The sequence below is a fragment of the Nocardioides sp. Z24_21 genome (assembly GCF_058134345.1).
In genome coordinates, this window is sequence record NZ_JBYTTH010000004.1 from 213,016 (window position 1) to 230,258 (window position 17,243).

The window sequence follows — 17,243 nt, forward strand, 5'->3', positions numbered from 1 at the left end:
GCCGTCCGCGCCACGGCGCGCGTCACGACCTCGCTGCGTCGCCCTCGCGCCGCACGACCTGCTCCAGCACGGCAGGATCGGCGCGGAAGGTGATCGCCCGGACCCGGCCGTCGGCCACCTCGAAGTCGAAGACGACGGCAGCCGCCCCGCGGTGGAACCACGCCGAGGCGGGACGGTCGCCGACGAAGACGGCCAGGGCCGCCTGGGCGCTGCCGTTGAAGAAGGTCGCCACCTCGTCGCGGCCCTCGATGGACGCGGGCGTGCCCATCAGGACGGCCGCCTCGTCGGCACCGACCACCGCGTCGGGCGCGAGCAGCCGCAGCAGCCGCTGGAAGTCGCCGCCCCGGGCCGCGGCCATGAACGCGTCGACCACCTCCCAGTCGGCCAGCGCGTCCTCCGGGGCGGGTTGGGACACCTTGGCGCGGGCCCGCGAGGCGAGCTTGCGGGCCGAGACCTCGGTGGTGTCGAGGACGGCGCCGATGGTCGCGAAGTCGAACCCGAAGCTGTCGTGCAGCACGAACGCGACCCGCTCGCGCGGCGACAACCGGTCGATCACCGCCTGGAGGGCGATCCCGACGGTGTCGGCGAGCGCGACGTCGTCCGCCGGGTCGGGCGGGGCCTCGACCCAGAGCTCGGCCGTCGCGTCGTCGAGCACGGGGTCCTCCACGGGGACGGGCGTACGCGCGCGGAGCCGGTCGAGGCACAGCCGGGTGGTGACAGTGGTGAGCCAGGCGGCCAGGTTGTCGATCTCGGTGCCGTCGCGGTCCGCGGCGCGCTCGAGCCGCAGCCAGGCCTGCTGGACGACGTCCTCGCCCTCGGCGTGGTCGCCGAGCACCCGCGCGGCGAGCACGAGCAGCCGTGGCCGCTCGGCCTCGAAGGCCTCCGTCCGGTCCATGGGTCCACCTTTGCGCGTGCACGACGTCTCGACCAGTCGACGCACCAGCGGCCGCGGACGTGACACCCGCGCGACCGGCCGCCTTGCACACTGGAGGACATGCAGGCTCTCCGGCTCCGGGCCGCGGCCCCGATGGCGACCGTCGTCGCGCTCCTGGTGCTGCTCACCGGCTGCAACGGCGGCGGCGCGGATGGCGACGCGGGCGGCGGCGAGGCGCCGAGATCCAGCGGCACGCCGTCCGCCGAGCCCACCGAGGAACGCACCCAGGACCCGTCCGAGGAGCCCACCGCGCAACCGTCCGAGCAGCCGTCCGAGGAGCCCAGCGAGGAGCTCGCGCCGGCCCATCCCATCTCGATGGCCGCCCTGTCCCGGGCCGACCTGACCGGTGGTGGGCTCCGGCTCGGCGCCGTGCGCGAGCAGACGGCCGCCTACACGTCGTACGACGTCACCTTCGCCTCGACGACCGCGGGAGAGGGCACCCGCCCGCTGCGGATCAGCGGGGTGCTCAACGTGCCGCGGGGGCGCGGGCCGTTCCCGGCGGTCGTGCTGGCCCACGGCTACATCGATCCCGCCTCCTACGTCCGCGGCCAGGGCATGACCCGCGAGCGCGGCTTCCTGGCCCAGCGCGGCTACGTCGCGCTCCACGTCGACTACCGCAACCACGCCGAGTCGAGCGACGACCCCCGCATCGAGACCGCGGTGCGGCTCGGCTACGCCGCAGATGCGATCGCCGCCCTGCACGCGCTGCGCGAGTCGCGGGATGTGCGCGTCGACCCCGACCGGGTCGCGCTGTTCGGCCGGTCGATGGGCGGAGGGGTGATGATGCGCGCGCTGGCCGCCGAGCCGGGCCTCTTCGCCGCCGGCGTCGGCTGGGCCTCGGTCTCGAGCCTGGAGGCCGACAACTTCGCGCAGTTCCAGCGCCCCGACGCGCCACTCGCCCAGCTCGAGGCCGGCTTCCGCGGCCGGCACGGCCTGCCGGCCGACGACCCGGGGTTCTGGCGCGGCATCTCGGCGCGACCCCGCTTCGGCGACGTCACCGAGCCGGTGCTGATGGTGCACGGACGCCTCGACGACACCTGCCCGCCCGCGTGGGCGCGAGCCACCCAGCGCGCCATGACGCGGGCCGGGGTCGACGCGACCCTCGAGTGGTACGACGACGGGCACGCGTTCGGCCCGGCGTTCATCGCTGCGATGGATCGCACGGTGCGCTTCCTCGACGCCCGGATGCCGGCCTGACGGAGCCGTCGACCACCTCCCGGCGTCCCACCACCATGCGCTCTCGGACCGTCGCCCTCCTCGCCCTCCTGCTCACGGTGTCCGTCTCGGGGTGTGGCGATCGCGAGCCGGGCGACTCCGACCCGACCACGAAGCCGACCGCCACCGAGCCCAGCACCGAGCCCAGCACCGAGCCCAGTTCCGATCCCAGCTCGGAGCCCACTGGGGCGCCGACCACCGGCAGCACCACCCCGCCGAGCGAGGCCCTGCAGAAGGTGCGGGTGGTCGGCGAGGTCGTGCTGATCGGCGACTGCCTCGCGGTGCGCGACGACCACGCGATCACGTGGACGATCACCGGCGGTCCGGCCGCCGACCTGGTGCCCGGCGACCGGGTCGCGGTGACGGGTGCGCCCGACCTGGCGGCGACCGGGTGCGCCGGGTCGGTCGTCCGGGCGTCGGCGGTCCGGGTCCTGGGTTGACGCACCGGGTGACGCAGCGAGGGCCGGGAGCCATGCGGCTCCCGGCCCTCGCTGCGACCTGGTCGTCAGGCCGACGGCGTCGGCCCGACGGGGATCAGCGCACGCGGATCCGCATGCTGGTGCCGCTCTGGGAGAGCACCTGGATCTTCACACCCACTCCGGCCACCTTGACGCCGACCCGGGGCAGGCCCGCGGCGGCGTACGGCGCGAAGTAGCGGTTGGGGTCGCTGTCGTCGAAGAGCGGGTTGGCCGCTCGTCCACGGATGTAGCTGCGCCGACCGTTGGCCGTCAGGTAGAAGGAGTCGGACGTCTGCAGGCTGAACGGCGCGTCGTAGGTCTGGATTCGTCCGCGCCACGCGGCCCCCTGGAGGTTGTAGTGCGGCTCCGGGTTGGCGTCGACAGGCAGCACCAGGCCACTGCCGGGGTGCTGGCTGGTGTTGTTGTCGGTGTAGGACGAGTCCCAGTAGTTGACCAGCAGGCCGTCCTGGTAGGGGAACTTCTCCACGAAGTCGGGCCGGTCGGCGAAGCTGAAGTTGTAGGGACCGGTCTGGAGGTACTTGTCGTAGGAGACGTACTGGCGGTTGCTGGCCAGGTAGAACTGGTCGTAGGCGGTGTTGTAGCTGGCTCCCACCGAGGAGAAGCCGGCCAGGGCCCACCCGTTGGGCGAGGTCTCGGCGCCGTCGGCGAGCACGGTCGTGGTGCCGTTGGTCACCTTGATGTCGTCGACCAGCAGACCGGACCAGCCGAGTGCGGGGTCCTGTCCTTCGACGGCACCGTCGGTGGCGTAGCGGGCGCGGAACCCGATCGTCGTGCCGGCGTAGGCCGACAGGTCGAAGGTGGCCGTGACGTAGCCGTTGCTGACCCCGTCGATGCCCGGCTCCTTGACCGGGTCGTTGTCGGGGTTGGCGTCACCGTCGGTGTCCGGGTCGATCGACGCTGTGTCGAGCGCCGTCCAGGTGCCGCTGCCCGCGGGGGACTCGACCTCGAACCAGGCGTAGTCGTAGTCCTCCTCGATGTTCCACGCGGCCTTCAGCGACAGGGACGTCGTGCCGGCCGGGACGGCCAGGTCGGCGCGGGACATCGACGAGCGGTAGTTGTTGCCGCGACCGCTGTACCACTGCTTGGCGCCCTCGGTCGGGGTGAGCAGCGCGGTCGGGATCTGCTTGTCGGGGAGCACGACCGCGACGCCCTGGGCCTTCGCGGAGTTGTACTCGTGGGGGCCGAGGTCGATCGTGCGGTCCTGGCCCGCGACCACGGTCTCGTAGTCGAGCCAGCCCAGCTGCAGCTTGTCCCACACGCCGAGGTCGGCGGTGCGGGTGCCGATGCCCTGGTCGCCCGCGGCCGACACGCGGCTCTGGGCCATCAGGGTCCACCAGCTGACGGGGTTGTCGCCCGAGGCGGCCGTGTCGTAGTGGTCGGGCAGGCCGAGGTCGTGGCCGTACTCGTGCGCGACGACGGACAGGCCGCCGTTCTCCGGCTGCACGGTGTAGTCGGCCACCCAGATGCCGGTGTTGCCGATCTGCGTGCCGCCGTCGGGGTTGGCGACGCCGCCGGGGGTCGGGCCCTGGCCGGTGTTCTGGAAGGCCTTCCAGCGGTGGCTCCAGATCGCGTCCTCGCCGTAGAGCGGGTCGCCGTCGGCCTGGTCGCCGCCGGCGTGGATGATCTGGAAGCGGTCGATGTAGCCGTCGGGCTCGTCGAAGTTGCCGTCGCCGTCGAAGTCGTTGCGGTCACGGATGTCGTACTGCGACACCGTGCGCTTGATCTGGGCGTCGGTCCTGCCGGCGGCCTTCTGGTCGGCGACCCAGGCGTTCATGCCGTCGGAGACGAGGTTCCAGACGTTGGTGCAGTTGGTGCCGCCGCAGGGGTAGCCGTTGCTGCGGCCGTAGCGCGCCTGGTTGTAGGGCACCGTCGTGACGTCGGTGACCATGCCCTCGACGCTGTAGCGGCCCGAGGACTGACGCTCGTAGTAGGTCTTGAGCGACTCGACGCCCTCGCCCTCACCGAAGTAGAGGTCGCGGTAGTAGCGCTTGTTGAAGTTGGGGCGCCACTGAGTGGAGTTGTCATCGGCTCCGGGCTTGGGGATCTCGTTGAACCCCGGTCCGTCGAAGCGCGTGGGCCCGGCCGTCAGTGGATCGGTGTCACGGTCGGGGAAGTCGGGGTGGCGCTGGGTGCCGTAGTCGACGAGGAACACGAACACCTTGTCGGTGCGCTCGTTGCTCAGCTCGACGTACTGGTCCTGGGTGGCGGCCGCGGCCTTGGCCTTGCGGCCACGGGCGTTGGTGGAACGTGCGGCGGCCGGCTCCGTGCCGACCTTGAGCACGCTGTTGCCGTTGATGGTCTGCGGCGCGGCCTCGCCGCTCAGCACGTCGGCCCAGGCCTGCTGCCGGAGCGCCTCCTGCTTCTCCGCTGCCGGGTTGGGCAGGACGTGCTCGGCGGTGGCCGCACGCGCCTCATCGGCGCTGCGCTGGTCGTCCGCCGGGGCGGCGTACGAGGGAGCGAGGCTCAGTGCCCCGGCCCCGGTGATCAGGGCCAGGGACAGCCCAAGGGTCGTGGATCTCACGAGACTTCCTTTCCGAGAGGCAGGAAGGCGGGCGGGATCGGCCACGACAACTCCCTGCCCTGCGGACACTAAGCGCGGAGGCGGGGTCTTGAACAGGGCCAACCTTGGGGAAACTGACCGATCGGTCAGTGCATGGGGGGCGCCTCGAGCTCCTGGGGAGGCGCCGAGGCGTAGGCGTCCGAGAGGCGTCGGTAGGGCGCGGAGGCCAGCGCGGCGAGCACGGTGACGAACATGATCGCGCCGGCGATCAGGAACACCAGCGCGATCCCACGCGCGTCGCCGTCGCCGAGCAGCCACCGCCAGGTGTCGCGGCCCTCCGGCGACTCCATGTAGGGGATGAGGGCGAACTCGGCGACCGGACCGATGAGGAACGCCGAGATCGGGCTGGCGGCCAGCTCGACGCTCTGGGCGAACCCGAACACCCGTCCCTGGGTGCGGAACGGGACGACGCGCTGGAGGATCGTCTGCTCGGCCGACTCGGCGGCCGGGATGATGCACATGAACACGAAGAGGCCCACGACGTAGAGCCACGCCGACTCCCGCAGCGTGAACGTCATCCCGAGGACGGCGACGGCGACGTTGACCAGCAGCAGGGTGCGCACGGGGTTGGCGCCGAGACCGAAGCGGGCGACCAGACCGCCGCCGACGACGAATCCGATGCCCGTGACCCCGAGCACGACGCCCCAGGCCTCCACGCTGAACAGCGTGAGGCCGTAGGGGTCCATCAGCGCGATGTAGACGCCGTTGACGAGGTTGTTGAACGTCGAGAAGAGGATCAGCGCGACCAGTCCGGGCACGGCTCGGATGGCGGCGACCGCGCCGCGCACGTCGAAGCGGGAGGCACCCGCCTCGGGCACCGGGTCGAGCTCGGGGATCGGGATCGGCAGCAGGTGGAGCAGCGAGGCCGCGGTGAGCGCGATCGCGACGGCGAGCGTCCAGCCCATGCCGAGCAGGCCGACGCTGAGCCCGCTGAAGACGCTGGTGATCATGAACGCGACGCCCTGGACGGTGCCCACCAGGCCGTTGGCCTTGTCGCGGCCGTCCTCGGGGACGAGGAGCGTCACGGTGGTGGAGAGGGCGATGTTGCGCAGGCTCTCCACGACGCCGCCGACCAGCACGACGGCGGCGAACAGCCAGAACCACGCGCTGCCCCAGTCGGCCAGGCGCTCCTCGCCCAGCAGCACCCACAGCCCGCCCGACGCCGCGTAGGCGACGAGCGTGACCGTCGAGGAGGCGACCATCACCTGCTTCTTGCGGTGGTGGTCGACCAGGGTGCCGAAGTAGGTGCCGCAGACGGCGGTGAACAGCATGTAGCCGCCGCCGATGATCGCGGTGGCCATGACCGAGCGCGTCTCGAGGTAGGCCCAGAACGTGAGGGCGAACCAGAGATAGCTCGAGGTGACGTTGGCGACCAGCGTGTTGACGAGCACGTGGCGGAACGTGCGCAGGGTCTCCTGGCCGCGGGTCACCCCCGGCGGGAGATGTGCCTCGACGAGCGGGGCCGCGGGGGCCGCCGGCACCGGGTCGAGGTCGTCCTTGGACACACCGCGACCCTAGGCGCCCCCACCGACACCGCGCCTCCGACTTCCGGCCCCGCTCTCCGGGCGGGGAGCCGCCCGGACGCGACGACGGCCCTGACCCCGCAGAGGGGTCCGGGCCGTCGCAGGCGGGTCAGCGCAGGTCGAAGCGGTCCAGCTCCATGACCTTGGCCCAGGCCGCGGCGAAGTCGGCCACGAACTTCTCGCGGGCGTCGTCGCTCGCGTAGACCTCGGCCAGCGCCCGCAGCTGCGAGTTGGAGCCGAAGATCAGGTCGACCGCGGTGGCGGTCCACTTCAGCTCACCGGTCGCGGCGTCGCGGATGTCGTAGACGCCCTCCTCGGACTCCGAGGCCTTCCACTGCGCGCCGGGGGCGAGCAGGTTGGCGAAGAAGTCGTTGGTGAGCACGCCCGGGCGGTCGGTGAGGACGCCGTGCTGGACGCCGCCGACGTTGTTGCCCAGGGCCCGCAGGCCGCCGACGAGCACGGTCATCTCGGGCGCGGTGAGGTCGAGCATGTAGGCGCGGTCGACCAGCAGCGTCTCGGGCCGCAGCTTGGCGCCGGGGCGCACGTAGTTGCGGAACCCGTCGGCGCGCGGCTCGAGCACCCGGAAGGAGTCGACGTCGGTCTGCTCCTGGGTCGCGTCGGTGCGACCGGCGTGGAACGGCACCGTGACCTCGACGCCCGCGTCGCGGGCGGCCTTCTCGACCGCGGCGTTGCCCGCGAGCACGATCAGGTCGGCGAGCGAGACCTGCGCCCCGCCCTTGGCGTTGAAGTCGGACCGGATGGACTCGAGCGTGTCGAGCACGCGGGAGAGCTGCTCGGGCTGGTTGATCTCCCAGGTGCGCTGCGGCTCGAGGCGGATGCGGGCGCCGTTGGCGCCGCCGCGCTTGTCGGTGAAGCGGAAGCTCGCGGCCGAGGCCCACGCGGTGGAGACCAGCTCGGAGACCGAGAGGCCGGAGTCGAGCACGGCGGCCTTGAGGGTCTCGATGTCGGCGTCGCCGACGAGCTCGCCCTCGACCGGCGGGACCGGGTCCTGCCAGAGCTGCGCCTCGGGCACCCAGGGGCCGAGGAAGCGGCTGACCGGGCCCATGTCGCGGTGGAGCAGCTTGTACCAGGCCTTGGCGAAGGCCAGGCGGAACTCCTCGGGGTTGTCCTTGAAGCGACGCGAGATCTTGTCGTACTCGGGGTCCATGCGCAGCGCCAGGTCGGAGGTGAGCATGCGGGGCTCGCGACGCGGGTCGCCCTCGTGGGCACCCGGCACCATGTCGGCGCCGGCGCCGTTCTTCGGGCGCCACTGGTGGGCGCCCGACGGGGACTCCATCAGCTCCCAGTCGTAGGCGTAGAGGATGTGGAAGAACTCGTTGTCCCACCGGGTCGGGTGGTAGGTCCAGGTGACCTCGAGGCCGGAGGTGATCGTGTCGCCGGCCTTGCCGCTGCCGAACTCGCTCTTCCAGCCCAGGCCCTGCTGCTCGAGCGGCGCGCCCTCGGGCTCGGGGCCCACGAGGGAGGCGTCGCCGGCGCCGTGGGTCTTGCCGAACGTGTGGCCGCCGGCGATCAGCGCGACGGTCTCCTCGTCGTTCATCGCCATCCGCGCGAACGTGGTGCGGATGTCGCGCGCGGACGCGATCGGGTCGGGGTTGCCGTTGGGGCCCTCGGGGTTGACGTAGATCAGGCCCATCTGGACCGCGCCGAGGACCTCGTCGAGCTCACGCTCGCCGGAGTAGCGCTCGTCGCCGAGCCAGGTGTCCTCGGGGCCCCAGAAGATCTCCTCCGGCTCCCAGACGTCCTCGCGGCCGAAGGCGAAGCCGAAGTTCTCGAAGCCCATGTCCTCCATGGCGACCGTGCCGGCCAGGACGATCAGGTCGGCCCAGGAGATCTTCTGGCCGTACTTCTGCTTGACCGGCCACAGCAGGCGCCGCGCCTTGTCGAGGTTGGCGTTGTCGGGCCAGGAGTTGAGCGGGGCGAAGCGCTGGCCGCCGTCGCCCGCGCCGCCGCGGCCGTCGTAGATGCGGTAGGTGCCGGCGGCGTGCCAGCTCATCCGCACGAACAGGCCGCCGTAGTGGCCGAAGTCGGCGGGCCACCAGTCCTGCGAGGAGTGCATCAGCTCGACCAGGTCGGCCTTGAGCGCCTCGACGTCGAGCTTCTCGAACTCGCTCTTGTAGTCGAAGTCGGCGCCGAGCGGGTTGCCCTTCGGCGAGCGCGCGTGCAGGACCGAGAGGTCGAGCATGTCGGGCCACCAGTCCTGGAGGCTGTGGGGACGGCCGCCGGTCTTGGGCTGCGGCGAGTCGATCGCCGGGTTCTCGCTCTCGCTGCCCTGGGCGGTGGCGGAGTCGTGCATGACCGGGCACCCGGCCTCGGCCTTCCGGTCGACCCCCTGGGGGCTCTCGGGGGTGGTGTCCTGGCTGTCGGTCATGGTGAAACCTTTCGAGAGGGGATCGGTGCGTGGCGTGGGGTGGGACGGGGGATGCGGCGGGGAGGCGTCAGGTGACGACGGCCCGGTCGGTGGAGCAGTCGGCGCACAGGCCCCAGTAGGTGACCTCGGCCTCGTCGACGACGAAGCCGCCGGTGCCGGAGGCGTCGAGGCAGGGGCGGGCACCGATCGCGCAGTCGACGTCGGCGACGACGCCGCACGAGCGGCACACGGCGTGGTGGTGGTTGTCGCCGACGCGCAGCTCGTAGCGCGCGGTGGAGCCGGCCGGCTGGATCCGGCGCACCAGCCCGGAGTCGGCGAGCGCGCCGAGGACGTCGTAGACCGCTTGGTGGGAGACGGTCGGCTCCTCGGTGCGCACGGCGGCGAGCAGGTTGCCGGTGTCGGCGTGCGGGTGACGGCGTACGGCGCGGAGCACGGCCAGACGCGGCCGGGTGACCCGGAGGTCAGCACTGCGCAGGAGGTGCTCGAAGTCGACGTCGTCCATCGCGCCCACCCTGCCCCGTTTTCTTGAACGAGTCAAGTTTGTGGCGACGCCTCAGTCGCGTGGGGGCGGGCCGGCCCACTCGCGGGCCAGGAGCGACCAGACCTCGAGGTCCTGGCGCTGGTCGCGGACCGGGAACGCCTCGCGCAGGGTGCCCTCGTGGGTGAATCCGAGCCGCTGCGCCACCCGCCGGCTGGCGTGGTTGCCCGGGGCGCAGCGCCACTCGACGCGGTGCATCCCCCGCTCGGTGAAGGCCCAGTCGAGCATCGCGGCGACCGCCCGGGTGACGATGCCCCGCCCGCGCGCCGGCGAGGCGAGGAAGACGCCCGCCTCGGCCGTGCGGGAGCGGGCGTTGATGCTCGGGAACAGCGTGCCGCCGACGAGCTCGTCCCCGACCCAGATGCCGAGGAGACGCCGGGTGCCCTCCCCGCGGGCCTTGGCGAAGCCCTCGATGAACCCGCGGGCGGCGTCGACGTCCTCGAAGCCCTCCCACGGCAGCCACTCGTAGAAGTCGGCGCCGTGCGCGCGGAACAGGCCGGCGAGCTGCTCGGCGTGCCAGGGCTCGAGGTCACACAGGCGGGCGTCGTCGATCTGCAGGCTCAGCACGCGCGCCACCCTAGGGCCGCCCGGCGACGCCTCGCGCGCGCCGGGCCGGCCCGCGCAGGTCAGCTCGCGTCGAGGCGCGCGAGCTCGTCGGCGGTGAGCTCGATGTCTGCCGCGGCGGCGGAGTCGACGATCGAGGCGGGCCGCTTGGCTCCGGGGATGGGGATCACGACCGGCGACTGGGCGAGCTCCCAGGCCAGCGCGACCTGCTGCGCGCTGATGCCGCGCTCGCGGGCGACCTCGGCGAAGGCGGGGTGCTTGTCGGCGAGCTCCTTGGCGTCGGACAGCCCGCCCAGCGGGCTCCACGGGAGGAAGGCCAGGCCGAGCTGGTCGCAGACGTCGATCTCGGGCCGGCTGGAGCGGAACTTGGGGCTGAACTGGTTCTGCACGCTCACCAGCGCGTCACCCAGCACGGCGTGGGCGTCGCGGATCTGCTGCGGGTCGGCGTTGGAGAGGCCGATGTGCGCGACCTTGCCGCTGTCGGCGATCTCCTTGAGCGTGCCGATGACCTCCTCGTAGGGGACCTTCGGGTCGGGGCGGTGGTGCTGCCACAGCGCGATCTGCTCCACGCCGAGGCGCTGCAGGCTGGCGTCGACAGCCTCGCGGAGGTGGGTCGCGGAGCTGTCGGTGTCCCAGCCGCCGCCGTCGGTGCGGACGTGGCCGCCCTTGGTGGCGAGGAGGACGCGGTCACGTACGCCGAGCTCGTCGAGGATCGAGGCGATCAGGCGCTCGTTCTCACCCTGGGCGTCCGCACCCAGCTCGTCGCCGGGCCCGTAGGCGTCGGCGCTGTCGAAGAGGGTGACACCGGCGTCGAGGGCCGCCGAGACGGTGTCGAGCAGCTGCTGGCGCGGCTGCGTGCCGGTCTGGTCGAAGGTCATCAGGCCGAGGCCGACGGCGCCGACCTGCTGGTTGCCGAGAGTGCGCGTCTTCATGTCCCGACCCTACGGTCGACCGCCTGAGCCGCTGGGTGAGCCGCTGGGTGAGCCGCCGGGGCCCGAGCGCCTCGAGGAGCTCGAGGAGCTCGAGGAGCTCGAGGGGCCGCAGCGGGCGCGGCGGCGCGGTAGTGAGGGACGGTCTACGCACGCTCCCTCGCCACGCCCCTGGGCCGGGACCTCGGGCTGCTGCCGGAGGCCAGGGGCCGACGCCCGTCAGGCCGAGGCCGCGCGGGCCGGCGTGCGCAGGGTGCGTGCGACGACCGGGACGACGACCGCGGCGGCGAGCAGGTGCAGCACGACGAGCGTCACCGCGGTGGCGGCGTCGGCGGCCGCCACGAACGGCGGGATGAGCGACAACGCGGTCAGCGCGGTCGTCGTACGCAGCCACCACGCCACCGGGCGGGTGCTCCACCGCGACAGTGCCGCCGCGATCGGCACCCCGGCGGCAGCGAGGACCAGGGTGACGAAGGCGATGCCCGAGACCGGGATCGCCTCGCCCCCGTCGACCTCGAGGGTGACGCCCGCGCCGCGGGCGGCGGCGGCGACTGCGGCGTTGACGGCCGCGGCCGCGGCGGCCGCCCCGAGCCCGACCAGGGCGGTCCGGGCGAGCCCGCTCACCGCTGCACTCCCTCGCCGGGGAGCCGGTCGGGCAGGCCGAGGGAGGCGAAGCGGTCGGCGTCGAAGATGGTCACCTCGGTCACCGCCCCGCCGGAGATGCGGAGCACGTCGAGGGTCAGCGGGAGATGGGCCGCCTCCTGCTCGTTCCACAGGTAGTGGGCGACGGCCGGCTGCCGGTTGACCGCGGTCGGCAGCGCGCGGAAGCCGCTCATCTGCGGGTAGCCCTGGGCGACCCAGTCCGCCACGACCGCCTCGCGACCCACCAGCAGCCCCTGCGAGGGCGGCATCGCGAGCCGGACGTCGTCGCGCAGCATCGTGGCGAGCGCGTCGATGTCGGTGGCGATGCTGGCCTCGGTGAAGCGTCGGACCAGGTCGCGCGTCGCGGTGTCGTCGTCCTCGCCGGTCCAGTCCTGGCGCTCGGCCGGCAGGTGCTGCCGCATGCCCGCGCGGGCACGCTGGAGGGCGCTGTTGACGGAGTTGACCGAGTCGCCGAGCAGCTCGGCGACCTCCTTGGCGGGCCAGCCGAGCACGTCACGGAGGATCAGCACGGCCCGCGGACGCGGAGCCAGGTGCTGCACCGCGACGAGGTAGGCGAGCTCGATGGTCTCCCGGGCGACGGCCAGCGCCTCGGGCTCGTCGGCGCCGTCGGCGCTCAGCTCGTCGAGCAGCCGGTCGGGGTAGGGCTGCAGCCACGGCACCTCGCCCCCGGAGGCCGGCTCGGGGCGGCGCCGGGCGAGCAGGTCGAGGCACACGTTGGTGGCGATCCGGTAGAGCCAGGCCCGCACCGGGGAGCGCCCCTCGTAGGTCGCCCGGGCGCGCCAGGCCCGGAGGTAGGCCTCCTGCACGGCGTCCTCGGCGTCCTGGAACGACCCGAGCATCCGGTAGCAGTGCACGTGGAGCTCGCGGCGGTGCCGCTCGGCGAGCGCCGCGAACTCCGTCTGGTCCATGGCCTGCCACGCGTCCATGTCGACCTCCTGGGTGATCGTCTCGAGCGTCATCGTCCAACCTTTCGTCCATCGTTGCCTGACACCCGTGTGACCGCTGCCGGACCCGGAACTCATCACCCGGCACACGACGGCCGCTCCGGGCGCGCCGTCCCACGATGCGGGAGGGGGGAGGACACCCCCCTCGGGGTGCACCCTTTCGGGGGCGACCTGCCTTACGTTTCGGACTTCCACCCCCCGTGAGATCAGAGGCTGCATGTCCCGTCCGCTCCGCTACCTGTCCCTGCTCGTCTCCGTCGCCCTCGCCCTCGTCGGGCTCCAGGCCCTGGCCCTGTCCGGCACCGCCGCCCCACCGCCCGACGACGGCTACTGGACCGCCAGCCAGCAGCGTCCCGGCGGTGACCGCGGCGACGCCGAACGCCGCGTCGAGCCGACCCGCTACGCCGCCTTCACCCTCGACCGCGACGCCATCAGCGCCGCGCTCGACCGGGCCCCCGCCGAGGACGCCGCCCGCTCCGACAGCACCGGCACCGTGGTGAGCGTTCCGGCTCCCAACGGCGAGCTGGTCGACTTCCGCGTGCACGAGGTCGCCGTCATGGAGGCCGAGCTCGCCGCCCGTCACCCCGAGATCGCGACCTACGCCGGCCGCGCCGTCGGCGACCCGACCGCGACCATCCGCCTCGACCTCACGCCGATGGGCTTCCACGCCTCGGTGCGCGGCTCCGGTGAGCGTGCCGCCTGGTACGTCGACCCCGCCTGGAACGGCGACGACAGCCTCTACCTCTCCTACCGCCACGGCGACCTTCCCGCGAGCGAGCGGGGACTCGTCGAGCCCGAGCTCGACGACGACCTCGTCAAGAGTCTCGGCGACAAGTCCGCGGGCGAGGCCCCCGGCACCGAGGTCTCGCTGCGGACCTTCCGCCTCGCGCTGGTGACCGACCCGTCCTACGCGACCTACTTCGGCACCGCCAACGTGCTGGCCGAGAAGGTCACCCTGATGAACCGGGTCAACCAGATCTACAACGACGACCTCGCCGTGCGGATGCTGCTGATCAACGACACCGACAAGCTCAACCTCGACACCGCCGCCAAGGCGACCGAGGCCAACGGCCCGTGTGGCTCGGCACCGTGCTTCCCGCCCGCCACGCTCGCCGGCGGCTGCACCGGCGGTCTGCTCAACCGCAACCGCATCGTGCTCGGCCAGCTCGTCGGCGCGTCGGCCTACGACGTGGGCCACATCGCGCTCGGCGTCAACGGGGGCGGCGTCGCCGGCCTGGGCGTCATCGGCGGCGACGGCAAGGCCCGCGGCTGCACCGGCCTCCCCGCCCCCGAGGGCGACTACTTCGCGGTCGACTACGTCGCCCACGAGATCGGCCACCAGTTCGGCGGTCCGCACACCTTCAACGGCACCGAGCTCAACTGCTCCGGCAACCGCGGCGGATCGCCGTACGAGCCGGGCTCGGGCAGCTCGGTCATGGCCTACGCCGGCATCTGCCAGCAGGACAACCTCCAGCCGCACAGCGACCCGTACTTCTCGCAGCGCAGCATCACGGACATGACGACCACCATGACCGCCAACCGCGCGCCGATCAACGAGGTCCAGACGGTGTCCCTGCGCGGCTTCAGCGACGCCGAGTCGTTCACGCTGAGCTTCAACGCCCAGCAGACCCCGCCGATCGTGCGCGGCACCAACTACACCCTCGACGGGATCGACGCCGCCATCGAGGCCGTGACCGGCGTCGGGAGCGTGGAGGTGCGAGGTTTCGGTGACTTGCGGGTGGTTGCGCCCGCGCCCGGCAACGTCCCGACGCTCGACGACACCGGCTTCGAGGTGCGCTTCACCGGTGCCCCGTACGCCGGCACCGACGTCGCCGCGCTCGGCTTCGCGCCGGCCTCCGGTGACGTCACGGGCTTCGTCGGCGAGACCGCCCAGGGCGGCCCGCAGCGCAACGGCGGCTTCACCGTCACGCCGTCGGGCAACCACGCTCCGGAGGTGCAGGCCCCGGTGACGAAGACGATCCCGATCCGGACGCCGTTCGCGCTGACGGGCGAGGCCAGCGACCCCGACGGCGACCCGCTGGTCCACATCTGGGAGCAGAACGACCGCGGCGGCGCCGCCGGCACCGCGCTGGGCAACCAGACCAAGGTCGACGGCCCGCTGTTCCGGATCTTCGGGGTGCACGCCCCGGTGACCCCGGCCGGCGCGCTGCAGATCAACTCCCCCGGCGAGAACCTCGCCACGTCCAGCCCCACGCGGGTGTTCCCGGACATGGCGCAGATCCTGGCCAACAACACCAACGCGATCGACGGCACCTGCCCGGCCATGCCGACCAAGCCGCCGGTGGGCAGCCCGACCCCCGTCCCGCTCCCGACGGTCCCCGTCACCGAGTGCTTCGCGGAGTGGCTGCCGACCGCCGACTACGTGGGCTCCGCCGCGCAGCCCGGCGTCGGGTGGGACGGCAACGCCGAGCCGTCGCTCAACTTCCGCTTCACCGCCCGTGACCTCGCCCCCGAGGGCGGCGGCTACGCCTACAGCGACGTCAAGCTGCTCATCGACAAGACCACCGGCCCGTTCCGCGTGACGTCGAAGAGCGCCGCCAGCGCCGCCGCGGTGGGTGGTCGCACGGAGACCGTCTACTGGACCGCCAACACCGCGGCCCTGTCGCCCAACGTGAGGATCAGCCTCTCGCTCGACGGTGGCAAGACGTTCCCGACGGTGCTCGCCGAGAGCACGCCCAACGACGGCAACGCCCAGGTGACGTGGCCCGACGTGCCCAGCACCACGGCGCGGATCAAGGTCGAGGCGGTGGAGAACTACTTCTTCGACGTCAACGACGCGGACATCACGATCCTGTCCGACAACGTGCCGAGTGATGGTGGCACCACCACGCCGACGCCGACCCCGACCCCGACGCCGACCCCCACCCCCACCACGCCGAGTGCCGACAAGGTCGCGGCGCGGGTCTCGACCAAGATGGTCAAGCCGGTGGAGCTGGGCAGCCGGGTGAAGCTGCGGGTGGCCGTGGCCGCCCACGACGTCACGCCGTCGGGCAAGGTGCGGGTGACGGTGAAGGGCGCGGGCCGGTCGAAGGCCTGGACGAAGACGCTCGACGCCGGCGGCCGCGCCATCGTGAAGCTGCCGCGCTTCGCGCGCACCGGCAAGGTCAGGCTCGTCGTGCGCTACCGCGGCGACGACCAGGTCCGGGCCGGCACGAAGACGATCCGGTTCTCGGTGGTCGACCGGGGTCGCGCCAGCTGACGCGATCGTGAGTGACGAGGGGCCGTCGGTGGCGACACCGGCGGCCCCTCGTGCGTCCGGGCTCCGGACGGGGCGCCGTCACGGCACCGGTCACGGCACTGCTCGGGCGAGTCAGCCGGCGGCTGGTGGTCGACGAGCAGCGTGGCCACCGGGCCCTCGATGCCGAGGGCTTCGTCGAAGGTTCACGTCCGGGTCGGCAACGCCGGCAGGAAGGCCGAGGCGCCCGGCTCAGGGGGGAGCCGGAGGTCGAAGTCGTCCCCGCGCGCCCGGCGCGAACGACGCGGCAGGTCGGCGGCATCACCGAGGACGAGCGGCGGCGGCTGGGGCAGGTCCGCGGCGCGCAGGTCGGCGAGCTCGACGACCTCGACCGCCCCACCGAGGTCGCCGAGGGAGTCGAGGACGGCCCCGGCGTGCCGCTCGGGCACGACGACGACCGAGGGGCGCACGGCGGCCATGACGCCCGGCAGGCGAGCGGGGTCCTCGACCACGCAGAGGGCGAACCCGAGGTCGAGCTGCGTGCGCCGCACCACCTGGAGCAGCGCGTCGGCGGCGTCGGCGACGACGAGGGCACTCGACCGGGCCTCCACCAGGCCGTCGCGCAGCCCGGCCACCGGGACGCGACCCAGGGGCGCCCGCTCCGAGATCATCCGGGGGTCGGCGTCGTCCGGGTCGACGATGTCGTCCGAGCGCTCCACCAGCGTGGGGTCCATCACCAGGCGCTCCGCGCCGAGCTCGAGCAGGCGGTCCCACCCGCGGCCACCGTCGACGGCGAACAGCTCCGCCCGCGGGAGGGTGACCCCGTCGAGGCGCGACAGGTCGTCGGAGTCCTCGGCCACCACGAGGCGTACGTCGGCGTCGCCGAGCTCGCGGGCGAGGTCGCCCGCGGGGGCACCGGGGGCGACGTGCACCACCACGGCGCCGACGACCCGCAGCGCGAGGTCGAGCTCGGGGTGGGCGTGGTCCGCCGACAGCAGCGACACGACGACCTGGTCCACCCGCAGCCCGCTGCGGACCAGGCCCGCGGCGGCGCGCTCGACCGTCTCGGCCACCTCAGCCCAGGTGCGCGTCGCGCCGGCCCCGGACGTCAGGACGAAGGCGACGTCGTGGGGACGCTCCGCGGCCAGGTGCGCCAGCGAGCGCCACGGGGACCACCGGGCAGGCGCGGTCGCGCGACCCGGCAGCGCCGGGGCGCGTGCGACCGGGATCTGGCCCATCGAGTTCTCCCCACGAGGATCAGCTGACGAGACGCCCACCCTTGCGGCCACCCCGCAGCAGGGTGTCCGTT

General features: G+C 73.0%; 13 protein-coding genes. 3 read left to right on the top strand and 10 right to left on the bottom strand.

The genetic code is table 11. The annotated features are described in order from the left end of the window. Window positions 1-22: 22 nt before the first annotated feature. Window positions 23-895, bottom strand: a complete 873-nt coding sequence (locus AC3X7Z_RS14595) for a sigma-70 family RNA polymerase sigma factor (RefSeq protein WP_489976374.1) — start codon at window positions 893-895, stop codon at window positions 23-25. Between the two features lie 99 nt (window positions 896-994). Here AC3X7Z_RS14595 and AC3X7Z_RS14600 point away from each other — a divergent pair, with 99 nt between their 5' ends. Together AC3X7Z_RS14600 and AC3X7Z_RS14605 are read left to right on the top strand one after the other, a co-directional pair. Further along, the gene (locus AC3X7Z_RS14600) at window positions 995-2,131 is read left to right on the top strand and encodes an alpha/beta hydrolase family protein (RefSeq protein ID WP_489976375.1); all 1,137 of its coding nucleotides are present in this window, start codon (window positions 995-997) and stop codon (window positions 2,129-2,131) included. Between the two features lie 35 nt (window positions 2,132-2,166). Next, the gene (locus AC3X7Z_RS14605; protein WP_186339627.1) at window positions 2,167-2,589 is read left to right on the top strand and encodes a hypothetical protein; all 423 of its coding nucleotides are present in this window, start codon (window positions 2,167-2,169) and stop codon (window positions 2,587-2,589) included. 94 nt (window positions 2,590-2,683) lie between these two features. Here the strand turns inward: AC3X7Z_RS14605 and AC3X7Z_RS14610 are convergent, their stop codons facing one another. From AC3X7Z_RS14610 to AC3X7Z_RS14645, 8 genes are all read right to left on the bottom strand, one after another. Beyond that, on the bottom strand, window positions 2,684-5,149 hold the full coding sequence (locus AC3X7Z_RS14610; protein WP_186339628.1) for an immune inhibitor A domain-containing protein: 2,466 nt from the start codon (window positions 5,147-5,149) through the stop codon (window positions 2,684-2,686). A 125-nt stretch (window positions 5,150-5,274) separates the two neighbouring features. After that, window positions 5,275-6,693, bottom strand: a complete 1,419-nt coding sequence (locus tag AC3X7Z_RS14615; protein ID WP_489976376.1) for an MFS transporter — start codon at window positions 6,691-6,693, stop codon at window positions 5,275-5,277. Window positions 6,694-6,820: 127 nt separating this feature from the next. Further along, window positions 6,821-9,100 (bottom strand): catalase/peroxidase HPI, encoded by a 2,280-nt coding sequence (gene katG / locus AC3X7Z_RS14620; RefSeq protein ID WP_186339629.1) that lies wholly within the window; start codon window positions 9,098-9,100, stop codon window positions 6,821-6,823. Between the two features lie 67 nt (window positions 9,101-9,167). Further along, the gene (locus AC3X7Z_RS14625) at window positions 9,168-9,602 is read right to left on the bottom strand and encodes a Fur family transcriptional regulator (RefSeq protein WP_186339630.1); all 435 of its coding nucleotides are present in this window, start codon (window positions 9,600-9,602) and stop codon (window positions 9,168-9,170) included. A gap of 51 nt (window positions 9,603-9,653) precedes the next feature. Next, the gene (locus AC3X7Z_RS14630; RefSeq protein ID WP_489976377.1) at window positions 9,654-10,205 is read right to left on the bottom strand and encodes a GNAT family N-acetyltransferase; all 552 of its coding nucleotides are present in this window, start codon (window positions 10,203-10,205) and stop codon (window positions 9,654-9,656) included. Between the two features lie 59 nt (window positions 10,206-10,264). After that, the gene (locus AC3X7Z_RS14635) at window positions 10,265-11,134 is read right to left on the bottom strand and encodes an aldo/keto reductase (protein ID WP_489976378.1); all 870 of its coding nucleotides are present in this window, start codon (window positions 11,132-11,134) and stop codon (window positions 10,265-10,267) included. A gap of 216 nt (window positions 11,135-11,350) precedes the next feature. Beyond that, window positions 11,351-11,755: a DUF6069 family protein gene (locus AC3X7Z_RS14640; RefSeq protein WP_489976379.1), complete on the bottom strand. Its 405-nt coding sequence runs from the start codon at window positions 11,753-11,755 to the stop codon at window positions 11,351-11,353. Further along, the gene (locus AC3X7Z_RS14645) at window positions 11,752-12,753 is read right to left on the bottom strand and encodes an RNA polymerase subunit sigma-70 (protein ID WP_489976380.1); all 1,002 of its coding nucleotides are present in this window, start codon (window positions 12,751-12,753) and stop codon (window positions 11,752-11,754) included. The genes AC3X7Z_RS14640 and AC3X7Z_RS14645 overlap by 4 nt, the downstream gene beginning before the upstream one ends. Window positions 12,754-12,955: 202 nt before the next feature. Here AC3X7Z_RS14645 and AC3X7Z_RS14650 point away from each other — a divergent pair, with 202 nt between their 5' ends. Continuing rightward, the gene (locus AC3X7Z_RS14650; RefSeq protein ID WP_489976381.1) at window positions 12,956-15,958 is read left to right on the top strand and encodes a reprolysin-like metallopeptidase; all 3,003 of its coding nucleotides are present in this window, start codon (window positions 12,956-12,958) and stop codon (window positions 15,956-15,958) included. Between the two features lie 182 nt (window positions 15,959-16,140). On the opposite strand, the gene AC3X7Z_RS14655 is transcribed toward AC3X7Z_RS14650, so the two are convergent. After that, window positions 16,141-17,172, bottom strand: coding sequence for an AMP-binding protein (locus tag AC3X7Z_RS14655; RefSeq protein ID WP_489976382.1), 1,032 nt, complete (start codon window positions 17,170-17,172; stop codon window positions 16,141-16,143). Between the last annotated feature and the right edge of the window lie 71 nt (window positions 17,173-17,243).